This window comes from Roseateles amylovorans, from assembly GCF_025398155.2.
Classification (GTDB): Bacteria; Pseudomonadota; Gammaproteobacteria; order Burkholderiales; family Burkholderiaceae_C; genus Roseateles; species Roseateles amylovorans.
The window spans coordinates 1,543,861-1,563,980 of record NZ_CP104562.2 but is presented as its reverse complement, the minus strand read 5'-3'; the positions used below and the strand labels follow the sequence as shown (position 1 = coordinate 1,563,980).

The window sequence follows — 20,120 nt, the reverse complement described above, 5'->3', positions numbered from 1 at the left end:
AAGTGACGCGCCCGGCCAGACCACCGACGATGCGACTCGTTTTCCCGCACTGCACCATTTGATCGCTGATCCCGCCACGCCACCACCGATCCACCGGATCTCATCACCATGAGTTGCCACCGTTTCGGACCGTTCACCCTGTTGGTTCCGCGCCGCCAGCTCTTTGAGGGCCAGCGCGAGATCAAGCTCGGCGCGCGCGCGCTCGACCTGCTCGTCGCGCTGGTGGAGCGCGCCGGTGCGGTCGTGAGCAAGCAGGACCTGATGGCCCAGGTCTGGCCGCATGAAGTGGTCGAGGACAACACCTTGCGGGTCCACATGGCCGCGCTGCGCAAGGCACTGGGTTCAGGCGACGGCACGCGCTACATCACCAACATCGCCGGCCGCGGCTACAGCTTTGTTGCGCCCTCCATTGCGATGGCGCCACCGCCGCTGGAGGTGCGTCCCACATCCGCCACACTGCAAAGCGGCGCACCGGACCGCGACGCCTCGCTCGCGGCACCCCCGCGGCCCGCCGCCCTCGCCCGACGCACCGACGCCGCTCGCCACGCCGCGCTGAGCGTCCCCACCCGCAATGAGCCGTCCGCCAGCCCCGACGCCGTACCGCGCGCGCTCCTCAACCCCACGCCGGTCGCCGTCCATCGACGCATCCCGCGGCTGGACTGCGGGTTGCTGGGTCGCGAGGAAACACTGGACGCGCTCGACCGTCATCTGGCCCGCTACGGCTTCGTGACACTGGTCGGCCCCGGCGGCATCGGCAAGACCAGCGTGGCGATCGCGGTGGCCCGCCAGGTCGGTGATCGTTACGCGCAGGGGGTCTGGTTCGTGGATCTGTCGATGCTGCCCGCCACCGCCTGCAGGGTGGATGTCGCGCTGAGCATCGCCAAGGTCATCGGTGTGGAGACGGCGGTCGAAGGCTTGTTCGACCGCATCGGCTCGCGTCTGACGGGGGGACGGCAGTTGCTGATCCTGGACAACTGCGAGCATGTGGTGAAGGCAGCGGCGGCACTGGTCGAAACCCTGCTCGCGCCCACCCCCGGCCTGCATCTGCTGCTCACCAGCCGCGAGCCGCTGCGGGTCGTGGGCGAACAGGTGCATCTGCTGCCCTGCCTGCCGATGCCGGATGCCTCGGTCTCGTCCATGACCGAGGCCCTGCACTATCCCGCCATCGAACTCTTCCTCCAGCGCGCCCGAGCCGCTGATCAGGATTTCGAGCCCACCGACAGCGATGCGGTCTGGATCACCCACATCTGCCAAGGCCTGGACGGCGTGCCGCTGGCGATCGAGCATGCCGCCGCGATGGTGCGCACCTTTGGCCTGAAGGCGCTGGCGTCGAGCCTGGACGATCGCTTCCTGCTGCTCTGTGGCGCGCACCGCCATGCGATCTCGCGCCATCAGAACCTGGAGGCGCTGCTGCGGTGGGGTTATGACCTGCTGGACGAGCGGGAGCAGCAGTTGCTGCGCTGGCTCTCGGTCTTCCGTGGTGCGATGCCGCTGAGCGACATCCTCACCTTCGCCTCCCCGGAGCTGATGGCGCGCCATGAGTTGCTGGCCGCGGTGCACGGCCTGGTCATGAAAAGCTGGCTCTTCCCCTGTCCCGGCCAGGACCTGCCGACCTATCGCCTGCATGCGGTCGCCCGCAGCTTTGCGCAACAGCAGTTGATGGCCGCAGGCGAACAGATCCAGGTGGGCTTTCGCCATCGCGACCTGTTGGCCAGCCGCGGCCAACCGGCGCGGCCGCCACGGCCGTGGACGCCCCCTTCGTCCTGGGTGAGCGGCTGACGTCTCATCGCCGTGCCCCGTCAGCGACCGGGCCCGCCGCAGGACGACGGGTGCAGTTGCAGTCACGCGTGAACACGCATGATCACGCGCGATCGGCGCCCGCGCTCTCGACATGCACCCGCACGCCCTCGATCCCTGGCGCGATGTGGTCCGCCAGGACGTGAAGGTCGGGATAGTCGCCGCCGTTTTGACGCCGATAGCGGATCGGGGGCTCGTCGAAGATGCCGGCGAGTCGATCGCGCCAGGCGGCCTTGGCCGCCTCCACCTGCGTGGCATCGAAACGGCTGGTGCCGTAGACCGCATGCGTCGGCAAAACCGACATGCCGGGGTAGAACAGCATGCCGTGGGTGATCGGGAACAGCAGTTCATCCAGTGCGCCATTGATGCCGCGGGGACCGTAGTCGCTCGCCGGGCCGCCGGTGGTGACCGACACCAAGGCACGGCGCCCCTGCAGGCCGCCTTCGCCGTACCGATGGCGGTTGCCAGCGCCTTGCACACCGTAGGCGAGCCCGTAAGCCCACACGCGATCGATCCAGCCCTTGAGGATGGCCGGCATGCCGAACCACCACAGCGGGAACTGCAGAATCACCAGATCTGCCGCCAGCACCTTGCGCTGCTCGGCCAGGACATCCTCGGTCAGTTGCCCGGTCGCAAAGCCGTGGCCGGATTCCGCCACCACCGACAGGCGCTCCGGATCAACGCGGGACGGGAAATCATCGCCGTCCACCACCGCCTTCCAACCCATCGCATGCAGATCGGACCGAGCCACCGTATGGCCGGCGGCGCGAAGCGCGGCGTCGGCGACGTCAGCCATTTGGCGGGTGAGCGAGGTCGGCTCGGGATGGGCGTGCACGATCAGCACGTTCTTGCTCATGAGGATCTCCATGTCAAACATGGCTCGCAGTCTGGGTGTTGAATCGCCATCGGTGAAATCGTCTTTCTGCTGTCCTACCATCCACGCCATGGATAGCTGGATCTGACCGCCATGGACCTTGGACGACTCGACCTGAACCTGCTGGTCACGCTGGAAGCCTTGCTGACCGAGCAGAACGTCACCCGCGCGGCAGCGCGGCTCCACCTCAGCCAACCGGCGGTGAGCGCCCAACTGAGCCGGCTGCGGGATGCCTTCGAGGATCCGCTGCTGCTGCCCGCGCAACGCGGCATGACGCCTACCGCCAAGGCATTGGCGATGCTCGATCCGCTGCGCCAGGCGCTGGATCAGGTGCGCAATGCGGTGACGTCGCAACTGGACTTCGATCCGAGCCGCGCAGACCTCACCGTCAACATCGCCTGCTCCGACTACATGCAGGTGGCGGTTCTGCAGCCGCTGGTGCTGCGCTGGCGATCGGTGGCGCCTGGCATCCGGGTGGCGGTGCGGCAGTTCGATCCGGCGCGGCTGGAGGCGCAGATGGCCAGCGGCGAGATCGACCTGGGCTTCCTCACGCCGACCGAAGCCACGCCCGGGGTGCGCATCCGGCATCTCTTCCATGAGCGCTACGTGATGATCGCGCGCCGCCGGCATCGGCTGCTCAAGGAGCGGGTGACGCTGCGGGATTTCGCGCGGCTGGAGCATGTGGTGGTGTCCACCGAAGGCGGCGGCTTCACCACGCCGGTCGACCATGCCCTGGCCGCGCTGGGGCAACGACGCCAGGTCGTGCTGTCCGCCGCCTCATTCCTGTTCGTGCCGGACATCGTCTCGCGCTCCGAGCTGGTGGCGCTGGTGCCGGAGCGTCTGGTCAAGGGCCGGGCGACCGGCCTGCGGGTGATGGACCCGCCCTTCCAGGTCCAGGGCTTCGAGATGTGCATGGTGTGGCACGAGCGCAATCACGGTCATGCGGGTCAGCGCTGGCTGAGAGAGGCCGTGCTGGCTGAGGTGGGCGGAGGGACCTCCGGCTGAGACGCGCCTGCCTGCAGCATGCGGACGATTGCGCAACGATGGCGGCGGGTGACGGACCTCGTGGGCCTGATCGACGGCATGGCCTTCCAGACCCACGTCCTGGCGCCCAATGCCGAGGTGGAGGCCCTGCGTGCCGGCGAGCAGCGCCTGGCCGTGCCGTGGCCGATCAACACATCGCGTTCAGCGCTCTCTGTTCAGCGCTCTCTGTTCAGCGCTCGTTGTTCAGCGTTCGTTGTTCAGCGTTCGCTGTTCATCGCTCGTTGTTCAGCGATCGTTGTTCAGCGATCGCTCGGCTCAGAGGCCGCATTGCAGGCCGCGGCGGGGGTCATTCGCACCTCGCGCACGCTGGCATCGCCCTGGATGCGGCCGATGACCACGCCGCAGGCGCGTCCGTTCGCCGCAGGCTCGAAGCGGGCTTCGTAGTCGACGCTGCCGCGTGGCGTGAAGCTCATCGCCGTGGCCGGGCAGCGGCCGTTCTCGATCACCACGGTCAAGGGCTCGCCGGCAGCAATCTCGAACTCCTGGAAGTAGTTGCGGTTGCCCACCCGGTTGCGGTCGGCGGCCGCGCGGGAAAACTCGCTTTCCGGCATGCCGAGCGAGAGGTTGTCGGGCAGGCCGAGCACCAGGGCCATCGACCGGCTCACCCGCGACGCGATGCGCACCTCCGGACCGCCGCCGATGCAGGCGGCCCGTTTGTAGAACCGCACGCCCATGCCGTGGGTCGCGACCAGTCGAAGACGAGCGAGCCGATCACTCGCCACCGCCGCTGCGCTGGACCTGACGCTGGAAGCCGCAGCGGTCCCGGGGCTCGGCACCGCCTCGGAGGCCGGTTCCGAGGCAGCGTTCGCGCGCCCCGCGCCCGCCAGCGGTTGACCGCAGACACGCCGATAGACCGCCGGATCGATCCAGCCACGCGCCATCTGGGCGCGATCGAACGAACGCGCGCTGCCGTAGTACGGGACGACCGCGCGCGAGTCCAACTGCACCAGGGCAGCATCGACCCGCAACGCCGGCTCGCAGCGCAGCAGCATGCGCAAGGCGGTGTTGAAGGGCTTGGGCTCGGCGGTGGTGCCTTCCAAGGGCTCCTCCAACTTGCGCACCCAGACATCCACCCATTCGCCGCCGTCCGGATCGATCACCCGCCGCGGCGGCGACATCGAGAACAGCATGCGCTTGCCCTCGCGCTGGAGGTCGCGGCTGGCGAGGGGCTCGAAATTGCCCTGCGCTTCCACCTCGGCCCAGATCTGCCGAACCCGCTCGCGGCGCAGCTTGTCGGCGCCGATGGCCGGCAGGCCGTCGGGAAAGTCGATGCGCTCAAGCATCCGGCCTTCCCGCGTGACCTCCACCGCTGCCGCGCGTGCCGCCGTCGGCCCCCACAGCCCGCCGACCACGGCGGGCAGGGCGAGCGCGAGCAGCGCGACGCGGATCGAACGCGGCAACGAGCGAATCATCAGCGGCTTCTCCATGAGGGGTAATCCATCGTCCTGGCGCCATCAGGCATCAGGCATCAGGCATCAGGCATCAGGCATCAGGCATCAGGCATCAGGCATGACGGCTTGGCGTCGGGATGGCGTGACGGCCGAACGGCCGCCTGGGGTAAGGACCCGACGGCGCTCACAGTCGGCCTCAGACGTCACGCGTCAGACCGACTGGCGCAGCATGCCCTTTTCCTCGATGAAGGCCACCACCTCATCCAGGCCCGACAGGGTTTTCAGGTTGGTCATCACGAAGGGACGCGTGGGGCGCATGCGCCGGGTGTCCGAGGCCATGATGTCGAGGTTGGCGCCGACATGGGGCGCCAGGTCGGTCTTGTTGATGACGAACAGGTCGCTCTTGGTGATGCCCGGACCGCCCTTGCGCGGGATCTTCTCGCCGGCGGCCACGTCGATCACATAGATCGTGAGGTCGCTCAATTCCGGACTGAAGGTGGCGGCCAGGTTGTCACCGCCGGATTCGATGAACACCACATCGGCATTCGGGAACTGGGCCAGCATGCGGTCGATCGCCTCCAGGTTGATCGACGCGTCCTCACGAATGGCGGTGTGCGGACAGCCACCGGTTTCCACACCCATGATGCGCTCAGCGGGCAGCGCCCCGCTGACGGTCAGCAGGCGCTGGTCTTCCTTGGTGTAGATGTCGTTGGTGATGGCGACCAGGTCCCACCGGTCCCGCATGGCCTTGCAGAGCATCTCCAGCAGCGTGGTCTTGCCGGACCCGACGGGACCGCCAATGCCCACCCGCAGCGGCGGAAGGATGCGGGTGCGGCCGGGAATGTGATGCAGGGCACTCGAGCTCATGATCGGAACAGTCGTGAATATTGGGTTTCATGGCGCGCCGCAAGAATGGACAGCATCGGCGCGAAGACTTGTCGCCGCGCGGGCGGCGTCGCGATGGCCTGGGCCACCGCCTGCGGAATCGCTGCGGCCAGGCGGGCCAGCACGCGTTGGCCCGCGTTCTGCCCCAGCGGCACCGCCTTGAGCGCGGCCTGGACCTGGTTCTCTGCCCAGCCGAAGGCCTGCGCCTGCAGGGCCTGCTCGATCGGGACCTCCACGGTCGACAGCGCCAAGGCCATCACCAGCGGGTAAGGCGGCGACTGGCCGGCGGCCACGTCGGTGAGCAGGGCCAGTTGCGCGGGTGAGGCCATGCCTTGCGGGCGCAGCCAAGCGAGCAGCGACTGGCCCATCTGCTCACTCTGCAGCCGGGCCTCGGCGCCATCACGGGTGCGGCGCAGCCAATCGGCCAGGTCGCGCAAGGCGGGCTCGTCCTGCGTGCGCCAGGCTGCGATGCCGTGCGCGATGGCGGCCAGATCGCCGCGCGCCAGCAGCGCGAGCTGCTGCGTCAGCCAGATGGCTGTGCTTTGGTCGTCATGCACATGGCCATGCTCGACGGCGGCCTCCAGTCCTTCCGAATAGGAAAACGCGCCGATCGGCAGCGCCGGCGAGGCCAGCCAGACCAGCCGCAGCAGCGGCGGGACCGGATCAATGCTTGTGGTCGTGGGAATGATCGTGCCCACCATGGTCATGGTCATCATGGTCATGGCCGCAACCGGGGCCGTGCACATGCGGCGTGGCGGCGGCCTGGATGGCGATCGTCTTGCGGCCGGCCGGCGGAGCGACCGGGGCCTTCGCATGCGAATGACCGTGGCCGTGGTCGTGGTCGTGGTCGTGCTTGTGGTCGTGACCGCGCGCGCGATCATGTCCATCGCCGTGCGCATCGCCGTGTTCGTGTCCGTGCGCGTGACCGTGGTCATGTCCATGGCTGTGGCCGCCGGCGGCGTAGGCGCCGGCTTCGGGCTCGAAGCCCTCTTCGACCTCGCGCACGATCAGGTGCATGGCGCGGAGCATGTCAGCGAGGACATGGTCGGGCTCAATCTTGAGGTGGTCGGGCCGGAGTTCGATCTGCACATGGCGATTGCCCAGGTGATAGGCCGCGCGCAGCAGGTCGAAGGGCGAGCCGTGCGCGGTGCAGGCGGTGATGCGCAACAGGGGCTGCGGCGCGGCGACCACACGGACCAGGGAGCCGTCCTCGGCGACCAGCACATCGCCGCCCCGCACGGCGGTGCCGCGGGGCAGGAACACGCCCAGTTCGCGGCCCTGGCTGTCGGTGGCCTGGAAGCGGCTTTTCTGGCGGGTGTCCCAGTCGAGGGTGAGGGTGCCGGCGCGCTTGAGCAGCACCGGCGCCAAACCGGCGCCTTGCGCCAGCAGTTTCGAAACTTGAAGCATCTAGAACAGGAAGTAGCGCTGCGCCATCGGAAGCACCGTGGCGGGCTCGCAGTGCAGCAACAGGCCATCGGCGCGCACCGCGTAGGTCTGGGGATCGACCTCCATCCGCGGGGCATCGTGATTGTGGACCATGTCCTTCTTGCCCACCCCGCGGATGCCCTTCACCGCCACGGCGGTTTTGGCCAGGCCGTAGCGCTTCGCCACGCCGGCGGCCAGGGCCGATTGAGAGACGAAGCTCAGCGAAGCCCGCGCCAGCGAGCCGCCGAAGCTGCCGAACATCGGCCGGTAGTGCACCGGCTGCGGCGTGGGGATGGACGCGTTGGGGTCGCCCATGGCCGCCATCGCAATCACCCCACCCTTGAGAATCAGCGACGGCTTGACGCCGAAAAAGGCCGGCTTCCAGATCACCAGGTCGGCCCATTTGCCGACCTCGATGCTGCCCACTTCGTGGCTGATGCCGTGGGTGACGGCGGGATTGATCGCCAGCTTGGCCACATAGCGCTTGACGCGCGCGTTGTCGTGGCGGGCGGTGTCGCCCGGCAGCGGACCGCGCTGCTGCTTCATCTTGTGGGCGGTCTGCCAGCAGCGCAGGATCACCTCGCCGACCCGGCCCATCGCCTGCGAATCCGAGCTGAACATGCTGATCGCGCCCAGGTCATGCAGGATGTCCTCCGCGGCGATCGTCTCCTTGCGGATGCGGCTCTCGGCGAAGGCCAGGTCTTCCGCAATCGCCGGGTCGAGGTGGTGGCAGACCATCAGCATGTCGACATGTTCGTCGAGCGTGTTGATGGTGTAGGGCCGCGTCGGGTTGGTCGAGCTGGGCAGCACATTGGCCTCGCCCACCACCTTGAGGATGTCCGGCGCATGGCCGCCGCCCGCACCCTCGGTGTGGAAGGTGTGGATGGTGCGGCCCTTGAAGGCGGCCACCGTGTCCTCCACGAAGCCGCTTTCATTGAGCGTGTCGGTGTGGATGGCGACCTGGGTGTCGGTGGCTTCGGCCACGTCCAGGCAATTGCTGATGGCCGCGGGCGTGGTGCCCCAGTCCTCATGCAGCTTCAGGCCGATGGCGCCAGCATCGATCTGCTCCATCAGCGCCTGCGGCAGGCTGGCGTTGCCTTTGCCGAGAAAGCCGAGGTTCATCGGAAACGCGTCGGCCGCCTGCAGCATGCGCTCGATGTGCCACGGTCCCGGCGTGCAGGTCGTGGCGAAGGTGCCGGTGGCGGGACCGGTGCCGCCGCCGAGCATGGTGGTGACGCCGCTGGCCAGGGCCTCTTCGATCTGCTGCGGGCAGATGAAGTGGATGTGCGAATCGATCGCGCCGGCGGTGACGATGGCGCCCTCGCAGGCGATGACTTCGGTGCCGGGGCCGATGATGATGTCCACGCCGGGTTGGGTGTCCGGATTGCCGGCCTTGCCGATGGCGACGATGCGGTGGTTCTTCAGGCCGATGTCCGCCTTGACGATGCCCCAGTGATCGAGGATCAAAGCGTTGGTCATCACCGTGTCGACAGCGCCCTCATCGCGGGTGCGCTGGGACTGGGCCATGCCGTCACGGATGGTCTTGCCGCCGCCGAACTTCACCTCTTCCCCATAGCCGCCGGCGGCCAGGGTGAAGTCGCGTTCGACTTCGATGATCAGGTCGGTGTCGGCCAGCCGGAGCCGGTCGCCGACGGTGGGGCCGAACATCTCGGCATAGGCGCGTTTACCAATGCGGGCCATCAGAGCTGTCCTTGAATGAGGCCGCGAAAGCCCCAGATTGCGCGGGCGCCGCCCACGTCCACCAGTTCCACGGTGCGTTGCTGGCCGGGTTCGAATCGCACGGCGGTGCCGGAGGCGATGTTGAGCCGCATGCCGCGTGCTGCGGCACGGTCGAACTGCAGGGCCGCATTGGTTTCGGCGAAGTGATAGTGCGATCCGACCTGGATGGGCCGGTCCGATCCGTTCACCACGGTCACGGTCGCGGTGCGCCGGCCAGGGTTGAGATCCAGATCGCCCTCGTCGGTGAACAACTCGCCAGGAATCATGCGATCACCATGCGGGTCAGCAGGCCGAGGCCCATCAGCGCGATCATGCCGCCCGCCAGTCGGGCCCACACGGGGGCCAGCCCGCGCAGCTTCCAGCCGACGGCCAAGCCGGCGCCATGCAACAGCACGGTGGCGGCCACCATGCCGGCCAGCGCCGCTCCGCCCTGCAGCTCGCTCCCGTGGGCCAGTCCGTGAAAGATGGCAAACAGCCCCACCAGCGTGGCCGACGCCACCGCCCCGAGCCGCCAGCGCGCGGCGGCGATCAACCCCAAGGCCAGCACTGAGACGGCGACCATCGGTTCGATGCCTGCCGCGGGCAAGCCTGACGGCCCGACGAGCCCTCCGGCCAGGGCGCCGATCAGCAACAGTGCGGCGAATGCGAAGGGCGCGACCAGCATGCGTCGGCCGCTTTGGGTGAGTGCGCTCCACAGGCCCACGGCCAACATCGCGGCCAAGTGATCCAGCCCGGTGAACGGATGGGCAAAGCCGGCGCTCAGGCCGTGGTCGTGGCCCGCGCCCTCACCGGTGTGGGCGAAGACCACCCACGGGGCGGCCAGGCACAGCGCGGCAGCGACCTTCAGGGCCGTGCCGCGCGCCGCGGTGTTGGGCTGCTCGGGGATTTCGATGGGCTGGGTGGCGTGGGTCATCGCGTGGGCTGGAGTCGATGGGGTTGATCGGGTCACTGCATTCGGCATCGCGCATCCTCTTCAGGTCGATCGGTCAAGGTCGGCAAGCGCCTGTGGGCGGCGTCACGCGTCAGGTCGGGCGACAGATGCGCCATGGACGCGGTAATTCGTCGAGGGGAACCTCGGGCCTTCAAGCGATGGGTTGATGGACGGTGACCAGCTTGGTGCCGTCGGGGAAGGTGGCTTCCACCTGGATGTCGGGGATCATCTCGGCGATGCCGTCCATCACATCGTCGCGGGTGAGCAGGGTGCGCCCCTCGCTCATCAACTGGGCGACCGTCTTGCCATCGCGGGCGCCCTCCATGACGGCGGCACTGATGAAGGCCACGGCCTCGGGATAGTTCAACTTCAGTCCGCGTGCTTTGCGGCGCTCCGCGAGCAGGCCGGCGGTGAAGATGAGCAGCTTGTCTTTCTCTCGGGGTGTCAGTTCCATGGCTGCGGCGCCGCTCAGGCGTCTGTGTCTCTCACTCCCTCTTGTAGCAAGGCCCATGCCGTCCCGGCAAGTCCCCGCGATCCCCCCCCCGGACAGCTCATCCCATCCCATCCCATCCCGACCCGATCAGCCCAGGGCAGAGACAGCCGGAGCAACGAGTTCGGACAGATGAGTGTGGCCAGGCGCCTCGTGGAAGGGAGACGGTGGTGATGCGGGCCAGGCTGCCGGAGCCTGTTTTCGGAGGTCAAGGAATGAATTCGACAGACGTCAGTCTGGCGAAGAAGGGACACGGAGAAAACAGGCTCCGGCAGCCTGGCCTGCGTGCTCGCAGGTGGCACGGGAAGGCCCTCGCCAGACCACGGCCCGCCGCCAAAGCCAAAGAAAAAGCCAAAAAACCGAAGCCCAAGAACCGAGCCCCAGGCGCGCCCCTGAAGGACGCCCCCCGATCACGCCAGCAGCGTCAGGCATGGAACCTGCAACCTTCCCCGCCTTCCTCCCGTGCTCATGGACACTCCCCTGCCCTCCGCCAACCCACCGCAGCACATCATCAAGCTGCGGCGGGACTACAACGCCTGGGTCGCGCGCGAGACGCTGGAGGACTACGCCCTTCGCTACACCCCGCAGCGATTCCGACGATGGTCGACCTTGCGGGTCGCCAATACCGCCTTCGGGGCTGCCTCCTTCCTGATTCTGGAGGCGGTGGGCGCCACCTTGCTGCTGCAGTACGGCTGGACGAATGCCGCGCTGGCGATCCTGGCCACCGGGCTGATCATTTTCCTGGCCGGGCTGCCGATCAGCGTCTATGCGGCGCGCCACGGCGTGGACATGGACCTGCTGACCCGCGGCGCAGGGTTTGGCTACATCGGCTCCACGCTGACCTCGCTGATCTACGCGAGCTTCACCTTCATCTTCTTTGCGCTGGAAGCGGCGGTGATGGCCTACGCCCTGGAGCTGGCGCTGGATATTCCGCCGCATTGGGGCTACCTGCTGTGCGCGCTGGTGGTGATCCCCTTGGTGACGCACGGGATCTCTGCCATCAGCCGGCTGCAGGTGTGGACGCAGCCGTTGTGGCTGGTGTTGCTGATCCTTCCCTTCGCCTGGGTGTGGTGGCGCCATCCTGGTGCGTTCGACGGGATTTCGACCCAGATTGGGTCGCAGTCCGGCACAGCAGCCTTTGACATGCACGCCTTCGGTGCCGCGTTGACGGTCGGTGTGGCGCTCATCACCCAGATGGGAGAGCAGGCCGACTACCTTCGGTTCATGCCTCGGCAAACGGCGGAGAACCGCCGTCGGTGGTGGGCGGCGGTGTTGTTGGGCGGCCCGGGCTGGGTGGTGCTGGGCGTGCTGAAGATGCTGGGCGGCGCCTTGCTGGCCTGGCTGGCGGTGAGCCATGCGGTGCCGCCGGAGCGGGCGGTGGATCCGAACCAGATGTACCTGGCCGCCTATGAATATGTCTTCCCCCAATACGGCTGGGCGGTGGCGGCCACCGCGCTGTTCGTGGTGGTTTCGCAGCTGAAGATCAATGTCACCAATGCCTATGCCGGCTCGCTGGCCTGGAGCAATTTCTTCTCTCGCCTGACCCACAGTCATCCTGGCCGGGTGGTGTGGGTGGTGTTCAACACGCTCATCGCCTTCATGCTGATGGAGATGAATGTGTTCGAGGCCCTGGGCCATGTGCTGGGCCTGTACGCCAACATCGCGATCGCCTGGATCATGGCGGTGGTGGCCGATCTGGTGATCAACAAGCCCCTGGGGCTGTCTCCACCCGGGATCGAATTCAAGCGCGCGCATCTCTATGACGTGAATCCAGTGGGCGTGGGTGCGATGGCGTTGGCATCGCTGTTGTCGGTGGCCGCGCACCTGGGGATGATGGGTTCGCTGGCGCAGGCCTGGTCGGCCTCGATCGCGATGCTGACGGCCTTGATCGCGGCCCCGGCGATTGCGTGGGCGACCAAGGGGCGCTACTACCTGGCGCGTCCGGACGAGTCGATCGCCGCTGCGGCTGCCGATCCGCTGGTGCTGCGCCGCTGCGTGATCTGCGAGCGCGACTACGAAGGCCCGGACATGGCCCACTGTCCCGCCTACCGCGGCTCGATCTGCTCGCTGTGCTGCACGCTCGATGCGCGCTGCGGCGATCTGTGCAAGCCGCAGGCGCGGCTGTCGGTGCAGTGGTCGGGGCTGCTTCGACGACTGCTGCCGCGCGCCAGCTGGCCGTATCTGGACACCGGACTGGGCCACTACCTGCTGCTGATGCTGGTGATCACGCCGGTGCTGGGCGCGCTGTTCGGGCTGCTCTACCACCAGCAATTGCAGCAGTTGCCCTTGCTGGACGAGAGCGCACTGGCGGCGTTGCGGCAGGGGCTGCATTCGGGCCTGTTGAAGGCCTTCTTCGCCTTGCTGCTGGTGGCGGGCACGGTGGCCTGGTGGCTGGTGCTGGCGCATCAGAGCCGGGAGGTGGCACAGGAGGAATCGAACCGTCAGACCCAGGCCCTGATGCGAGAGATCGATTCCCATCGGCGCACCGACGAAGCGCTGCAAAGTGCCCGCTTGCAGGCCGAGCGGGCGCAGGCCGCAGCGGAAGCGGCGAACCAGGCCAAGAGCCGCTACATCAGCACCATCAGCCATGAGCTGCGCACGCCGCTCAACAGCATCCTCGGCTATGCGCAGCTGATGGCGGCGGACAGCTCGCTGCCACCACAGCGCCGACAGGCAGTGCAGGTCATCAAGCGCGGCGGCGAGCATCTGATGCAATTGATCGACGGCACGCTGGACATCGCGCGCATCGAGGCGGGCCGGTTGAGCCTGGAGCCGGCGCCGGTGCGCTTCGCCGATCTGCTGCGCGAGCTGGCCGACATGTTCGAGCCGCAGGCGGCCGCCAAAGGCCTGAGCTTTGGTTTCGAGCCACAGGGGCCATTGCCCGAGTGGGTGCGGGCGGATGAGCAGCGGCTGCGGCAGATCCTGATCAACCTGCTGGGCAACGCCATCAAGTTCACCAGCGACGGCGGCGTCACCCTGCGGGTGCGGCACAGCCGCGAGATGGCCACGCTGGAGATCCAGGACAGCGGCCCGGGCCTGGATGACACGGATCTGGCCCGCATCTTCGAGCCTTTTGCCCGAGGCGCCGGGGGCGCCGGTACCGGCAGCGCGCCGGGTGCGGGCCTGGGCCTGACGATCGCGAAGATGCTGACCGAGCTGATGGGTGGCGAGTTGTCCGCCCGCAGCGTCAAGGGCGAGGGATCGACCTTCCGAGTGCGCCTGTTCCTCCCGGAGTTGCATGGTCGCATCCCCGACACCCCACGGCTGCGCGCGCTGAACGCGGCCACCCGGACGCGCCTGGGCATCGAGGGCCCCTCGCCGCGGGTGCTGGTGGTGGACAACGAGGCGGACGATCGCCAGTTGCTCATCGAGTTGCTGGAGCCGCTGGGATTCACCGTGCGGACGGCCGAGAGCGGGCATGACGCCCTGGATCTGGTGGCCGCCGGTTGGACGCCGCATGCGGTCCTGATGGACCTGGCCATGCCCGGCATCGACGGCTGGGAAACCATCCGCCGCCTGCGACGCCTGCTGCCTGCGCTGGACGCGATCGCGGTGGTCTCCGCCAATGCCTTCGAGCGCGGCCAGGACAACGATGCCGGGATCAGCGCACGTGATTTCATCGTCAAGCCGGTCCGCCACGACCTGCTGCTGGCCTGGTTGGGCGAACGTCTGAAGCTGCAGTGGCGAACTGCTGCGGCCATCGAATCGTCCGCCGCCGCAGCGCCCCTGAATCAACCCATCGAACAGCCGCCCCCCGAGCGACTCAGCGGCCTGCGCGAGGCGCTGCAACTGGGCTACTACCGTGGGGTGCTGCAGCAGCTTGACGACATCGAACGCGCCAACGCCCGCTGGCGTCCCTTCTGCGAGACCCAGCGCGGGCTGGCTCGGCAATTCCAGTTTGAAGCGATGCTGCGCGCCCTGGCGCGTGGCGAGAACCACGCCGCATCATGAACAGTGCCCTGCCCCCTTCCGTCGCCGCGCTGCTGGACCAGCAGGAGGGCGATCGCGTCCTGCTGGTGGACGACGTGCCGGACAACCTGTCGCTGCTGCACGATGCGCTCGATGAGCAGGGCTACACCGTGCTGGCCGCCACCAGCGGCGAGGCGGCCCTGGCCCGTGCGGTGCAGGGTCTGCCGGACATCGTGCTGCTGGACGCGATGATGCCGGGCATGGACGGCTTCGAGGTTGCCCGGCAGCTCAAGGCCAATCCGGCCACGGCGCACATCCCGATCATCTTCATGACCGGTCTGACCGAGACCGAACACCTGGTCGCTGCGCTGCAGGCCGGCGGGGTGGACTACGTCACCAAGCCGCTGGACCCACGTGCCGTGCTGGCGCGCATGCAGGTTCATCTGCAGGGGGCGCGTCAGGCGCGCCAGACGCGGCAGGCGCTGGATGCTTTCGGCTACGCCAGCATCGCGGTGCGGGCCACCAGCGGTCGCTTGCTGTGGCAGACGCCGCTGGCTCGCGAGCTGCTGCAGCTCTACTACGGCACGGTGGCGCCGCAAACGCCGGCACCGGTGCTGGCCTGGTTGCGACGGGCGCTGGAAGAGGTGCGCGACGGCGTCCCGCCGCAGGAGCCTCCACGCCTGTGCGCGGAGCTGGGCGCACGCCGGCTGAGCTTTCGGCTGCATCACTGCATCGGCGGGGATGACGCGCCGGGCACCGGCGACTGGCTGATCGTGATGCGCGAGGTCTCGGATGCGGCGGTGATCCGCTCGCTGGGCCTGGCCTTCAGCCTCACCGCGCGCGAGGCGGAGGTGCTCTACTGGGTCATCAAGGGCAAGATCAACCGCGACATCGGCGAGATCCTGGGTGCCAGCCCGGCCACGGTGAAAAAGCACCTGGAGCGCATCCATGCCAAGCTGGGCGTCGAGACCCGCACCGCCGCGGCCGCGATGGCGCTCACGCGGGTTCGGGAGATGCATCCGCAGTGGGAGTTGTGATGGCGCCGTCTCAACACGGAGAGTCCAGCACGGTCGCCGCGGCCAGGTCCTGAGTAGGAGACCTCAGAGACAGGCCACTTCGGAGCCGGACGAGGCGCAGACCGTAGGAACGCAGTTCAGGTATAGTCTTGACCAACAACGCCACCACGCCTTCTTTGGTTGAAAGGCCAGAGAGTCCCGAAAGGGGGCGCACCAGGGTTGGTTACGTTATTCGCGTCAGCGGTAAGAGAGCCTCGCTTCAGCGGGGCTTTTTTACGTCGGTACGTTTCCGATCGCTTCCATCCTAGAACGCCCAGAGCGGGTCATCCCTCCAGCTGCCCTGGCCCCATGGGGAAAAGCCTGCCGCACCGTCGATGTCGATGTCGCTTTGCCAGTCCAGGAACGTGTTGAGCTTTCGGCTCCACATGGCGCGCGGATCCACGCATTTCAGCAACACCGCGATCACGACCATCAGCGTTCTGAGATCAGTGCCTCGACCTCGAAACAGATGAGCGACGCTGGGATCTCGGGCGGCGATCGGCGCAAACGGAAAAGTCTTGTGTGTGATACGGCCATGATGCGCGCATCTGTTCCGGAGGACGCTGAGGGAGTGGAACCAGTCCTCCAAGACGGTGTGATCGATCCGCTTGCCGCTCGGGTACTTCCAAGAATCCGAAATCTGCTTCTGCTCTGACGCTTCGAGTCCCGCAAACAAGAACGCCCAGGTTCGGAAGCTGGCGCATTCCCTCAGCATCCAGCCCGGTGGCATTCGCGTGGCCGGATCGGTGTACTTCGCGTAGTACCGATCAAGGAACTGATGCATGCCTGTGCGACGCGCATAAGGTTGCCCGCGATTGAGATCGAACTCGGCCACTTTGGCGAGCGCCTCCAGGTTCTCAAGATGTTTGCCCTGCTTGAACGGCTTGGCGGAAAGGGGCCAGTGTGCCCCATGGGACCTCGACAAGTGATCGCAGATGGAAACACGGATGGCGACCTCGAGCTGACTGAGGCCCTCGATGCAATGCATGCGCAGGGTTGCGTCAAAGTCGTGCAACGACACAATCTTCTCAATGCTCGCTCCGGCTTTGAAGTTGTGGCGATCGGCGCCACGGCCTCCCTGAACGAAGGGGAGCATGAAGCCGCTGAGGCGGAAATAGCCGATGCGATCCAAAGCCCTGCGCGCCATGGCCAGGTCGTCGGGAGCGGTCAGCGGCAAGCCTCGTTGAGACATCAAGTCAATCAACTTTTGCTGACTCAGCGCAAGCTTGGTGTATTTCATTGGCAATAGGGTTGGGCGAACGCCAATCCGCCAGATCACGCTGCCTGAAACAGAAGAAGGGCTCCAAGGAGCCCTTCTTCATTGCGTCTCACAGGATCATTGGCGGCCAGGCGCCTGATCCTATTCACTGGGAGGCCGGATCACGCCGTCCCCCAGTCAGGGTCACTCAAGGCAGACGAAGCTGGTCGCCTTCCCAGGCCTGTGCCTGACGCTCCTGTCCGCGGCCCTGGGTGTAGAACACCTGCAGCAGCTTGCGGGATCCCGACGCCGGGTCACGGCCGAACAGGTCGTTGCTGACCCGGACATCCAGGCGGCCCGAGCGGCTCAAGTCGCGGATGCGCTGGGTCACGTCCATCTGGCGCAGACCGGTGCCGTAGGTGGCGCGGACGATGTTGAGGCCCTGGTCCTGACCCGGACGGCCGCCATCGTTGCCCGGACGGCCCGGACGGCCATCCCAGCCGCCGTTCCAGCCGCTGTCGCCCCAGTTGCCACGGCCCCAGCCGGTGAACTGCGTGCCGTCGATCCAGGCGCCTTCCTTGAACTCGAAGGTGCGTTGCTCGCCGTTGCGGCCGCGGGCAAAGATGCGCAGGGTCTTGGTCTGGCCGTAGGCCGGGTCGTTACCGAACAGCTCGTTGCGCACCCGCACCCGCTCGTCCCCACGCGCCAACTCCTTCAGCCGACCGGTGACATCCATGTTGCGGTCCGCCGTGCCGTAACGCGCCTGCAGGATCTGCCAGGTACCCCCATCGCCGTTGCCGCCACCGTGACCAGGACGTGGGCCGTCCCAGCCGTGGTCCCAGTTGCCGCCCTGGCCCCAGCCGCCGCCGCGCCAGTCGGTGAACTTTTCGCCGTCGATGACGCTGCCCTCCCGGTATTCGAAGGTGCGGCTCTCACCACTGCGGCTGCGCGCATAGATGCGCAGGGTCTTGGTCTGGCCGTAAGCCGGGTCATTGCCGAACAACTCGTTGGACACCCGCACCCGCTCGTCGCGGCGGGCCAGTTCCTTGAGCCGGCCGGTGACATCCATGTTGCGGTCCGCCGTGCCGTAACGGGCATGCAGCACCAGCCAGTTGTCGTCGTCGCCACGCGACCAGGCGCTGGACGCGCTCACCAGCGCCAGCACCATCAGCAGCCAGCGCGCCACCAGTCGCATCGGATCGATGCGGGGAGCCGTCATGGGCAAGGACATAGAAGACACGTTCACCTCCGGGGTCATGTTTGATGTTGTTCGATCTGTCGATCTGCAGCGGTGCCAGTTCGCTTCGACGTTTTGCGTCGACGGTTCACCGGCATCGCCAGGATTCCTATGTTGCCTCAACGCCGCAACGTCGCCGACGGTGCACCGACACACCATTTGGTTACAGCCAGTCACATGCATCGGACGGCATCTGCGGGGCCCCTGGGTTGGGCCGTACGCCATGTGCCGTATATGCCGCGGGAGGGGGGCTTTCTAGGATCCGGTCACTTTCTCAGTGAAGTCATTCAACCACCGGAGCCTCCCCATGTCCGCGAACGCACCGTCTACCCGCCGCCACACCATCAAGCTACTGGCGGCAGCCAGCGCGCTGGCTGGCCTCTCGCTCACTGCGCTGCCTGCTGCGGCGGCGGACACCATCAAGGTGGGCGTGTTGCACAGCCTGTCGGGCACGATGGCGATTTCCGAGACGGTGTTGAAGGACACCGTGCTGATGGCGATCGACGAGATCAATGCCAAGGGCGGCGTGCTGGGCAAGAAGCTGGAGCCGGTGGTGGTGGATCCGGCGTCGAACTGGCCGCTGTTTGCCGAGAAGACCCGGCAGCTGCTGACGCAGGACAAGGTGGCGGTGATCTTCGGCTGCTGGACCTCGGTCTCGCGCAAGTCGGTGCTGCCGGTGGTGGAGGAGCTCAACGGCCTGTTGTTCTACCCGGTGCAGTACGAGGGTGAGGAACTGAGCAAGAACGTGTTCTACACCGGTGCGGCGCCCAACCAGCAGGCGATTCCGGCGGTGGATTACCTGATGAGCAAGGACGGCGGCGGTGCCAAGCGCTGGGTGCTGCTGGGCACGGACTATGTCTATCCCCGCACCACCAACAAGATCCTGCGCGCCTACCTGAAGAGCAAGGGCGTGAAGGACAGCGACATCGACGAAAAGTACACCCCCTTCGGCCACAGCGACTACCAGACCATCGTCGCGGACATCAAGAAGTTCTCTGCGGGCGGCAAGACCGCGGTGGTCTCGACCATCAATGGCGACTCCAACGTCCCGTTCTACAAGGAACTGGGCAATGCCGGCCTGAAGGCCAAGGATGTGCCGGTGGTGGCGTTCTCCGTCGGTGAGGAGGAACTGCGCGGCGTGGACACCAAGCCGCTGGTGGGCCATCTGGCGGCGTGGAACTACTTCATGTCGATCAAGAACCCGACCAATGACGCCTTCATCAAGAAGTGGTCGGCCTATGCCAAGGCCAAGAACCTGCCGGGCCACAAGGACAAGCCGCTGACCAATGATCCGATGGAGGCCACCTACATCGGCATCAACATGTGGAAGCAGGCGGTGGAGAAGGCGAAGTCCACCGATGTGGACAAGGTCATCGCGGCGATGGCGGGCCAGACCTTCACCGCGCCATCGGGCATCACCTCCAAGATGGACGAGAAGAACCACCACCTGCACAAGTCGGTCTTCATCGGCGAGATCCGTGCGGACGGCCAATTCAACGTCGTCTGGAAGACCCCGGCCCCGGTCAAGGCCAAGCCGTGGAGCCCCTACATCGCCGGCAACGAATCCAAGCCCGACGAACCCGCCAAGAAGTAACCCGCGGAACGAACGGCGCCTGCGGCGCCGTTCTTCTTGAGCCACACGACCCACCGCACCGCGCCGATCGCACGCCCTCCCCCCGAAGCATGCCCGACGCCGGGACGGCGAGGGTCAGGGAGATCTGCACCGATCGGGACCGACGACTGCGCCAAGACCGCCGAGTTGAACGAAGGCAAACGTTGATCGTTCACTTTGGCGAGCGAGCGCCGTGCTGGGTTTGTCTCGGTGGTGTGCGCCGATCGCCGTTCAGGCGAGGCGCTGCGAGGGGGGGGAAGTAGCGCGTTGAGGGGCGTCCGCGTCCCGCGAAAGCGGGCAAGGTCACCGCTGGGAGATCCAAGCGTCCTCGGTGGTGGCGGGTCCAGTAGCAGGGTGGGAGCGAGCGCGATCGATGACAGCGAGCCAGATCAAAGTCCTCGAGCGCTTCTTTGGTTCCTTTCTTGTCGCGACAAGAAAGGGACTCGCCGGCCGGGGCGAGACCCGGCGGGGTGTAGCGGGTGTGAGGGGAGCTGTGGTGAGGCGAGAGAAGTATGGGGAGCAGGACGTGGAT

The 20,120-nt window shown here is 67.0% G+C and carries 16 protein-coding genes and 1 pseudogene; 6 read left to right on the top strand and 11 right to left on the bottom strand.

Annotated elements, in window-relative coordinates:
• Window positions 1-108: 108 nt before the first annotated feature.
• The gene (locus N4261_RS06700) at window positions 109-1,779 is read left to right on the top strand and encodes an ATP-binding protein (RefSeq protein ID WP_261759423.1); all 1,671 of its coding nucleotides are present in this window, start codon (window positions 109-111) and stop codon (window positions 1,777-1,779) included.
• Between the two features lie 82 nt (window positions 1,780-1,861).
• Here N4261_RS06700 and N4261_RS06695 read toward each other — a convergent pair whose 3' ends face one another.
• The gene (locus tag N4261_RS06695; protein ID WP_261759422.1) at window positions 1,862-2,653 is read right to left on the bottom strand and encodes an NAD(P)H-dependent oxidoreductase; all 792 of its coding nucleotides are present in this window, start codon (window positions 2,651-2,653) and stop codon (window positions 1,862-1,864) included.
• Window positions 2,654-2,764: 111 nt separating this feature from the next.
• Between N4261_RS06695 and N4261_RS06690 the strand changes: the two genes are divergently transcribed.
• Both N4261_RS06690 and N4261_RS06685 read left to right on the top strand, forming a co-directional pair.
• Window positions 2,765-3,676, top strand: a complete 912-nt coding sequence (locus N4261_RS06690) for a LysR family transcriptional regulator (protein ID WP_261759421.1) — start codon at window positions 2,765-2,767, stop codon at window positions 3,674-3,676.
• Window positions 3,677-3,694: 18 nt separating this feature from the next.
• Window positions 3,695-3,808: pseudogene (locus N4261_RS06685) on the top strand (hypothetical protein); the annotation flags it as partial.
• 146 nt (window positions 3,809-3,954) lie between these two features.
• Here N4261_RS06685 and N4261_RS06680 read toward each other — a convergent pair.
• The 8 genes from N4261_RS06680 to ureA form a co-directional block, all read right to left on the bottom strand.
• On the bottom strand, window positions 3,955-5,142 hold the full coding sequence (locus tag N4261_RS06680; RefSeq protein ID WP_261759420.1) for a hypothetical protein: 1,188 nt from the start codon (window positions 5,140-5,142) through the stop codon (window positions 3,955-3,957).
• A 174-nt stretch (window positions 5,143-5,316) separates the two neighbouring features.
• On the bottom strand, window positions 5,317-5,973 hold the full coding sequence (gene ureG / locus N4261_RS06675) for an urease accessory protein UreG (RefSeq protein ID WP_261759419.1): 657 nt from the start codon (window positions 5,971-5,973) through the stop codon (window positions 5,317-5,319).
• Entirely contained in the window at window positions 5,970-6,713 is a 744-nt protein-coding gene (locus N4261_RS06670; RefSeq protein ID WP_435532016.1) for an urease accessory protein UreF, read from the bottom strand. The genes ureG and N4261_RS06670 overlap by 4 nt, the downstream gene beginning before the upstream one ends.
• Window positions 6,655-7,398: an urease accessory protein UreE gene (gene ureE / locus N4261_RS06665; RefSeq protein WP_261759418.1), complete on the bottom strand. Its 744-nt coding sequence runs from the start codon at window positions 7,396-7,398 to the stop codon at window positions 6,655-6,657. The genes N4261_RS06670 and ureE overlap by 59 nt, the downstream gene beginning before the upstream one ends.
• A complete protein-coding gene (ureC, locus tag N4261_RS06660) occupies window positions 7,399-9,117 on the bottom strand; it encodes an urease subunit alpha (RefSeq protein ID WP_261759417.1) in 1,719 nt (572 codons plus the stop codon).
• Complete coding sequence (locus N4261_RS06655; protein WP_261759416.1) at window positions 9,117-9,422, bottom strand: urease subunit beta; 306 nt, start codon at window positions 9,420-9,422, stop codon at window positions 9,117-9,119. Before N4261_RS06655 ends, ureC begins: the two co-directional genes overlap by 1 nt.
• Window positions 9,419-10,069, bottom strand: coding sequence for a HupE/UreJ family protein (locus N4261_RS06650; protein ID WP_261759415.1), 651 nt, complete (start codon window positions 10,067-10,069; stop codon window positions 9,419-9,421). The genes N4261_RS06655 and N4261_RS06650 overlap by 4 nt, the downstream gene beginning before the upstream one ends.
• 169 nt (window positions 10,070-10,238) lie before the next feature.
• On the bottom strand, window positions 10,239-10,541 hold the full coding sequence (ureA, locus tag N4261_RS06645; RefSeq protein ID WP_261759414.1) for an urease subunit gamma: 303 nt from the start codon (window positions 10,539-10,541) through the stop codon (window positions 10,239-10,241).
• Window positions 10,542-11,045: 504 nt separating this feature from the next.
• Here ureA and N4261_RS06640 point away from each other — a divergent pair.
• Both N4261_RS06640 and N4261_RS06635 read left to right on the top strand, forming a co-directional pair.
• Window positions 11,046-14,528 (top strand): hybrid sensor histidine kinase/response regulator, encoded by a 3,483-nt coding sequence (locus N4261_RS06640; RefSeq protein ID WP_261759413.1) that lies wholly within the window; start codon window positions 11,046-11,048, stop codon window positions 14,526-14,528.
• Window positions 14,525-15,523, top strand: a complete 999-nt coding sequence (locus N4261_RS06635; protein ID WP_261759412.1) for a response regulator — start codon at window positions 14,525-14,527, stop codon at window positions 15,521-15,523. Before N4261_RS06640 ends, N4261_RS06635 begins: the two co-directional genes overlap by 4 nt.
• A 283-nt stretch (window positions 15,524-15,806) precedes the next feature.
• Here N4261_RS06635 and N4261_RS06630 read toward each other — a convergent pair whose 3' ends face one another.
• Window positions 15,807-16,781, bottom strand: coding sequence for an Abi family protein (locus tag N4261_RS06630; RefSeq protein ID WP_261759411.1), 975 nt, complete (start codon window positions 16,779-16,781; stop codon window positions 15,807-15,809).
• 166 nt (window positions 16,782-16,947) lie between these two features.
• The gene (locus tag N4261_RS06625; protein WP_261759410.1) at window positions 16,948-17,958 is read right to left on the bottom strand and encodes a hypothetical protein; all 1,011 of its coding nucleotides are present in this window, start codon (window positions 17,956-17,958) and stop codon (window positions 16,948-16,950) included.
• A gap of 325 nt (window positions 17,959-18,283) precedes the next feature.
• On the opposite strand from N4261_RS06625, the gene urtA reads away from it, so the two are divergent.
• Entirely contained in the window at window positions 18,284-19,570 is a 1,287-nt protein-coding gene (urtA, locus tag N4261_RS06620) for an urea ABC transporter substrate-binding protein (protein WP_261759409.1), read from the top strand.
• Window positions 19,571-20,120: the final 550 nt, after the last annotated feature.